Raw genomic sequence first — 7,253 nt, 5'->3', positions numbered from 1 at the left:
GTTTATCTCATACAAATATTTTATATTAAACAACAACAACAGTAACTCACTTTTTCATTTAACCTAAACATAGGTACATACAAAATTTAGTTTCTATAACAATGAATTAATAGTACGATTAAACCATGAATCTCACACTCCAGAAAGGCATCGACCCCCATACCAATGAGATCGTGTGGCTGATGCTGGACGAGGATTACCAAGTGGTAGAACCCATCCAGCGATACCTCACCTTCCTTACCACCTCCAGATCGCCCAACACAATCGAGGCATACGCCTACGACCTGAGAGCGTGGTGGGAATTTCTCTCGCTCAAGGCTCTAGATTGGCGCAATATTAACCTGTCCGATGTCGAAGACTTCGCCTACTGGTTGAGAGTGGGCGACACCACCAAAGTCGTATCTATGCAACCAGTCCAGGCTATTCGCTCCGAGAAGACGGTTAATCGGGCGATTACGGCTATCACCAGCTTCTATGAATATCACATAGCCAGCGGTCGTATTAACTTCAAACAGTTTGATAGATTCCATCTCCCTCACGGCATCAATCAGAAGGGATTGTTAACAGGGATTGCCAAGAGCAAGCCCACCCGCCAAAAGCTAGTCAAGCTCAAAGAACCGAAAAGCTTCCCAGGCTGTCTGAGTGACGAACAGATTGAAACCATCGTCAACGCCTGTCATCGCCTCCGCGACAAACTCATGATCCTGATGCTCAACGGTACGGGGCTGCGGAAAGGTGAGCTACTGGGTTTATGCCATGAGGATGTCGGCGATGGTAGCGACAATTTCATTCGAGTAGTCAGGCGCAATAATCCCAACGGAGCCAGGGTTAAAGGACAGGAGCGCACCATTCCAGTAGTGCCAGAACTGCTGAAGATGTACAACGATTACCTGATCTACGAATATCCAGAACCAGTATCGGATTACGTGTTCGTGAACATCTGGGAAGGAAAGGTGGGAATGCCCATGAACCCCAATGTGTTGAATGTCATGTTCGACCGACTGAGTAAAAAGACAGGGATTTACGTCTATCCTCACCTCTTCAGACATACCTATGCCACTCGCTTACTCAAAGCCAACTACTCACCGGAACGAGTCAAATATCTTTTGGGACACACATCGATTCAAACTACCCTAGATGTCTACTCTCATGTAATAAACGAAGCCAATCTATTTGAAGTCATCGAACGGGAGGAATCAGTAGAATGAGTACATTGTTCAATAAACATCCGTATTTAGAAGAGGGATTTGTTAGTGTCAATGAGTCAGCGCAGAAGCTACTAAATAATCCGCTCATTGCCAAGGATATCTGGCGGACAGTTGAAGATTTAGGATTAACACTTAACCAGCATGAGAAAACATTGACTATTAGTTTTGAGTTGATTCGTCAGGATTGGCTCAGGCTGTTGGCTAAATTATATGTCTTAGTTAGGAGCAAACGCAAGCTGTCGGCGAGTTACATCAGAAGTGATGTTGCTAAACTCAATCGATTTTCACAATTCATTGAAAATAGATCGATTTTAAGCTCTATCCATATTAATGACCAACTGTTTGATGAGTACGATTACTACTTACACTCATTAACAATATCTGAGAGATCGGTATCATTAAATTACATGACACTAATTAACTTCTTCAATATCTGTCGAGAAGAGGGATGGTTAGAAGTTAACACATATTGGTTCAAAGGGAGATATAAAACGTCAACAGTTAAACGGGATGAAATTGAGTACATTCCTGAAGAAGTATGGCAACAACTAAATGAACATCTCCACTACCTACCGGAGCCTTTACAGCGGATGGTGTTGATAATTCGAGGCACTGGCTTGAGGATTGGAGAATTGTTGAACCTACCACTAGATTGCTTGCGTCAACGAGGAAATCAATGGCGATTGAGATTTCTGACAGAAAAGTATCAAACTGTAGACGAATTGCCCATCTGTGAAGAATTAGTAGTGGTAATCAAGGAACAGCAGGAATATATCAGGCAGTGTTTTGGGGATAGTTACAATAATTTGTGCAATAGCAACGATGGATCTCATCATTATATTCCCGCTCCCAGAGTAATGAGATCGATCGCTTTCAACCACTGGCTGAACAAATTGTCTCAGTCACAAAATATCTGCACTAAAGAGGGAGAAATTTGGCACTTTAAGTCACACCAATTTAGGAAAACATTAGCTACGGTAATGACCAATGCTGGAGTTAGAGATTTAATTATTCAGAAGTACCTCAGACACCGTTCGCCGGAGATGCAAGAGTATTATAAGCGGCTACTGAAAAAAGTAATAGGAGAAGAATATCGAGAGCTAATGAAGAATAGTAGCTACGTCGATAGTACTGGAAAAATGGTTGCACAACATCAACCACAAAACTCGATTACTGAGGTGGTGAGACGGAAGATGTATCAGATTACTACTCAATATGGAGAGTGCCATCGTCCAGTTTTAAAGTCACCCTGTCAAACCGTAAATGCTTGCTGGCAGTGCGAACACTGGTTGACATCTACTGAGAATTTATCAGTTCTCAAGAACGATCTACAGAGGGTAGAGACAGAAATAGAAATCGCTTCTAAATTGGGAATGGTCAGACAGCAGCAGGGGTTAACAATAGACCAGCGAAGATTAGTGATTCGGATTGAAGGTTTGGAGAAAATTGATGCTAGAGATTAATTGGAAACAGGACTATCACGGTGAATTTACTTGTCCAACCTGTGAAAAGTCACAACTAAATCTTGGAGGACGTAATAGCACAGGACAGAAAAAATTAAAATGTCCTAACTGTAAAATTCAAATATCAACATCTCTAAAATTAAGCAGCCAATCTAGGTACTTAAAACTAAAACAGAAAGATCGTTACATAAATACAAACTGGGAGCAAGACTATCATAATGAATTTACATGTCCATTGTGTAATAAGTCTAAATTAAATCTGGGTGGAGCTAACAGGAGAGGAAAAAGAGAGCTGATGTGTCCCAACTGTAAAAATGTAACATTAACATATCTAGGATTGAATGATAGCTCTAAGTACTTACAGTCGAAACTAAAAAATAAACACATAGATTGGGAGAAGGACTATCATGGCGAATTTACCTGTCCATTATGTGAAGAGTCGAGATTAAATCTCGGTGGAGCTAATGGAAGAGGCAAAATGAAATTCACTTGTCCTAATTGCAAGAAAAATACATTAGAATCTCTAGATTTATGCGGTCGCTCTAAATATTTAAATTTAAAATTGAAGGATGAGCATATAGATTGGGAGCGAGACTATCACGGTGAATTTGTATGTCCCGAATGTAATGCGGAAGGAATGACTGTCTGGGGTATAAATAAAACAACATTAAAAAGACAGTTTTTCTGTCTATCATGCAAGAAAATTCAATACCAGTCACGGACAATTGATGAAATAAAGATGATTGAAGATCCTGTTAATCCAGGTATAACATGGTATACCAATCATCGACTTGATGATTTTATTTGTACTAATTGTCAAGAGAGAAATATTTACATTCATCAAATAGACAATGTTAAAAAACGATTTAAATGCCGTACATGTAAAAAAATTCAGTATGATTCAATTGTTCTAGTAACTAATATTGTTTCTCGCTTCAATCAAAATTCACTGCCAGTCAAAGCCTATAAATGGGAAGATGATGAATGGGATCTAAGAGCGATTAGCCCTAATTTTGATGAGCGAGATCGAAGACATTATTTTGCCAATTTTGGTGGATTTGAACTAGATTGGTTTAAGTGTAAAATCAAAGAATACATTTGCTGCTTGTGCAAGCTAGGAACTGCTTTTGCAACAATTCAAAATTATCTATATTGTCTAAAGCCTCTCTCAATTTACTTAGATAAATCTCATGTATCTGGATTTGATGAAATTAATCGCGACCTCTTTCTTGATTACATAGTCAGTGAAAATCACAATATAACTCAAAAATTAGTTGCAGCGCGTAAGTTTTTCACAGCAGGCACTATTCAAGGCTGGTTTAATATCAATCAAGATATCATTCGCGATGCTGACTACCCCAAAAGACATCAAGGTAATCCAGACCCAATGTCTAACAGTGTTAGAAAACAAATAGAAGAAAATTTGCATTTACTACCAGATCCCATTGCTCGAATGTGGCTGATTTGTTATTTTGCCGCCATGCGTCCCAGCGAATTGTCACTTCTCAATCAAAATTGCCTGATCCAAGAAGGACAACATTGGAAAATAGTTTGGAGACGAAAAAAGGGCAAAGACCAACATGAAATACCGATTAGTAGAAACATTGCTAAGGTTGTACAAGAACAACAGGAATACATTAAAAACCTATGGGGCGATAGCTGGAAGTACTTATTCTGCCACTATCAAGGATTATCCTTTACAGACCCACTTATGCCTAAGCTAGAAGCTGTCAAGAAAGTCCTTCCAGCCCACGATGCTAATCCATTGCTAATGGGCATTAGGACTTTGATTATAGCTCTAGACATTAAAGATGAAAATGGTCAACCTGCCAAGTTTCATGAAAACCTGCTTCGACCCACTCGGTTAACCGAACTGTTTGAACAGGGACACGATTTAGCAGTGGTTAGTGCTTGGGCTGGACACAAACAACTTGCCACTACCAGCACTTACTATACCCAAGTCAGTTGCGAACTGATGGAGCGGGAGGCGGGACACATCCAAAAGGCTCTAGTCAACAGCAACGGCTATCGAGTACTCTACGAATCCTATCCCAAGTCCTTCTGGGAAAATCCAACTGCTCACAAACTAGAACTAGGTGATACTCACATCAATACGCCTATCTATGGTTACTGTGGACTACCCCTCGACCAGGATTGTCATAAATTCCGCGCCTGTTATACCTGTCAATCCTTCGTCGCCACAATTGATAAATTACCTGAATATATCAACGTTCGCGACGAGCTGCGCGGCAAACAAGCCAAAGCAATGTCAGCCGGACAAGAGGTACTAGTAGAACAATTTGGCACTCAAGCTGACCGCCTCGACGAAATCGTTGCAGGTCTACACCAGGAGGCAACATGAACGACAAAGAGCAGATCGTACAAGCAAGAATTGCCAAACTCCAACAAGTCCAAGCCGACCGGAAGGAAGACTCCCTTCAACGAGTTTACAAAGCTATCGAACGCCTCCAGAAGATCGATGCCAAAGTCAACTTCACCACCGTTGCCAAAGAAGCCAACCTGAGTGTTTCTTACCTGTACAAATACCCAGAGGTCAAGCATCGCATCGCCGAGGTGAGAAACCAGCAACGCTCGTTTCCAACTGCCCCCGTCGCTCAACCCAACTCCACTGTTGGGGCAAAAGTTGTCACCAAACTAAAAGAGAGAATCGCCCAGCTCGACAGGGAGAATCAGGAACTCAAACGCAAGAATGAAGCCCTAGCCGGACAAGTTTACCGAGTTCATTATCTCCAAGAACAAGTCGAACGCCAGCAGCAATTAATCGCAGATCTTCAAGCCGCCCTCAAAGACCAGCAATTAGCCAGTAAAGTTACTCCCATATCAACCAAGCGTAAAGCCGTCGTTGACGACCGGATTCAGGCTGAATTAGATAGCTTGGGAGTCGAACTAAATCCCACCCTCATTAAGACGATTAAATCGGCTACTGAAGCCACCGTTCTCGATGCTATTGAAGCCCTCAAAGAGCAACTTGGCAAGAAAGACATCCCTAATCCTGGGGGATGGTTGAACCAAGCCATCAAGGAAGGCTGGACGAAACCAGAACCAGTACCCCAAGTGCCTCAACCATCGTCCAAGCCCGCCCATCAAGTAGTGACAGCCAAAGAACGACCAGCCAAAGAACTACTCAGCATCGACAAGCTTCAACAACTCAGTAATATCTTTAATCAGAAACATGAATAATCCTGTTCCCCCAACTAATATCGAAGCAGAAGAGAGCATCTTAGGTGGTATTCTGCTAGACCCATTTGCCATCGGTCGAGTTATCGACTTACTGACCCCAGAAGCCTTTTATATTACTGCCCACGCCACTATTTACCGAGCAGCTTTAGACCTTTATCGCCAAGATAAACCGACTGAATTATTCAGCGTGAAGGCATGGCTATCCGACCAGAAACTACTCAAACAAGTAGGCGGCGAAGCTAAATTAATCCAGCTATTAGAGCGGACAGTTTCAGCCGTTAATATCGACCACCTAGCATCCTTAGTAGTTGATAAGTACAAGCGGCGTGAATTAATCGCAGCAGGTCACGATCTGGTGAAGTTAGGACATGATACAACGACCGAACTAGAATCAGTATTCGACCAATCAGAACAGAAGATATTTAACCTAACCACCAACAAACAAGACCAGTTTAAACCCAAAGTTATTGGTGATTGTCTGGCTGCTGTATTCGCCAAAATCTCACAGGGAAGTGAACCTGCATATCCTACCGGACTGGGAGATTTAGATACTTTGATTGGCGGATTAATCAAGCAGGATCTAATCATTGTCGCTGCTAGAGCGAGTATGGGTAAAACTTGGCTGGCTTGTCATTTGACGAATCATATTGCGACTACTCAAAACAAGCCAGTCGTTTTCTTCAGTGCGGAGATGTCTAGCGAACAGTTAACAAAACGGTTGCTATCGATGCACTCTGGGATTGACTCACATCGGCTGATCCACAATACAATCTATGCGGATGAGTATGAAACCCTGAAGCAAGCTTTGGGTACATTGGGTGAACTTCTCATCATCATTGACGATACTCCTGCTTATGCTCTGACACCCGCTAAGATTTGCTCTGTACTGCGGAAAATTCGCCATGAGAGGGGTGAATTGGGACTAGTCGTCCTCGACTATATTCAAAAGCTCGGAGACAGAGCGGCGGGGAATAGAGCGCAAGCTGTGGGTAAGTTCTCTGGGGCGTTCAAGGATATAGCCAAGGAGTTTGATGTCCCATTTGTTGCGCTGGCTCAGATCAACCGTGGGGTAGAGAGCCAGGGTAACAAGCGTCCTGGTATGGCTGACATCAAGGATTCAGGGGATATCGAGCAGGATATGGATTTGGGATTATTGCTATATCGGGATGAATATTACAACTCAGATAGTTCAGAGCCAGGGGTGATGGAGATTATCGTCAGTAAGAATCGGAATGGGAGTGTTGGTACCTGTAAGGTTGGATTCGACCCCAGCGTTGGTAGATTTAGTAGTTTGAATCAGAAGTAAACTAATGTTGTGGAATACATGTACAACGATAAATACCATTAAGTAAAAGCTTTGCACATCTTCTCTATATGATAA

At 42.2% G+C, this 7,253-nt stretch carries 5 protein-coding genes; all 5 read left to right on the top strand.

Translation table 11 applies throughout. The features are described 5' to 3' along the window. The first annotated feature begins 125 nt into the window (after positions 1-125). The 5 genes from C7B77_RS19435 to dnaB are packed head-to-tail and all read left to right on the top strand — an operon-like array spanning position 126 to position 7,178. Positions 126-1,208 carry a tyrosine-type recombinase/integrase gene (locus C7B77_RS19435; RefSeq protein WP_106308574.1) on the top strand — a complete coding sequence of 361 codons (1,083 nt, stop codon included), beginning with the start codon at positions 126-128 and terminating at the stop codon, positions 1,206-1,208. After that, complete coding sequence (locus C7B77_RS19430) at positions 1,205-2,671, top strand: tyrosine-type recombinase/integrase (protein WP_106308571.1); 1,467 nt, start codon at positions 1,205-1,207, stop codon at positions 2,669-2,671. Before C7B77_RS19435 ends, C7B77_RS19430 begins: the two co-directional genes overlap by 4 nt. Further along, positions 2,658-5,033: a tyrosine-type recombinase/integrase gene (locus C7B77_RS19425; protein WP_245894275.1), complete on the top strand. Its 2,376-nt coding sequence runs from the start codon at positions 2,658-2,660 to the stop codon at positions 5,031-5,033. The genes C7B77_RS19430 and C7B77_RS19425 overlap by 14 nt, the downstream gene beginning before the upstream one ends. Next, positions 5,030-5,872 carry a DUF6262 family protein gene (locus C7B77_RS19420; RefSeq protein WP_106308568.1) on the top strand — a complete coding sequence of 281 codons (843 nt, stop codon included), beginning with the start codon at positions 5,030-5,032 and terminating at the stop codon, positions 5,870-5,872. Before C7B77_RS19425 ends, C7B77_RS19420 begins: the two co-directional genes overlap by 4 nt. Next, positions 5,865-7,178, top strand: a complete 1,314-nt coding sequence (gene dnaB / locus C7B77_RS19415) for a replicative DNA helicase (RefSeq protein WP_106308565.1) — start codon at positions 5,865-5,867, stop codon at positions 7,176-7,178. Before C7B77_RS19420 ends, dnaB begins: the two co-directional genes overlap by 8 nt. Positions 7,179-7,253 lie beyond the last annotated feature (75 nt).

This window comes from Chamaesiphon polymorphus CCALA 037 (genome assembly GCF_003003845.1).
Lineage (GTDB): Bacteria > Cyanobacteriota > Cyanobacteriia > Cyanobacteriales > Chamaesiphonaceae > Chamaesiphon > Chamaesiphon polymorphus.
Note: the sequence above shows the minus strand (reverse complement) of the source record. Positions and strands in the feature narration are given on the sequence as shown.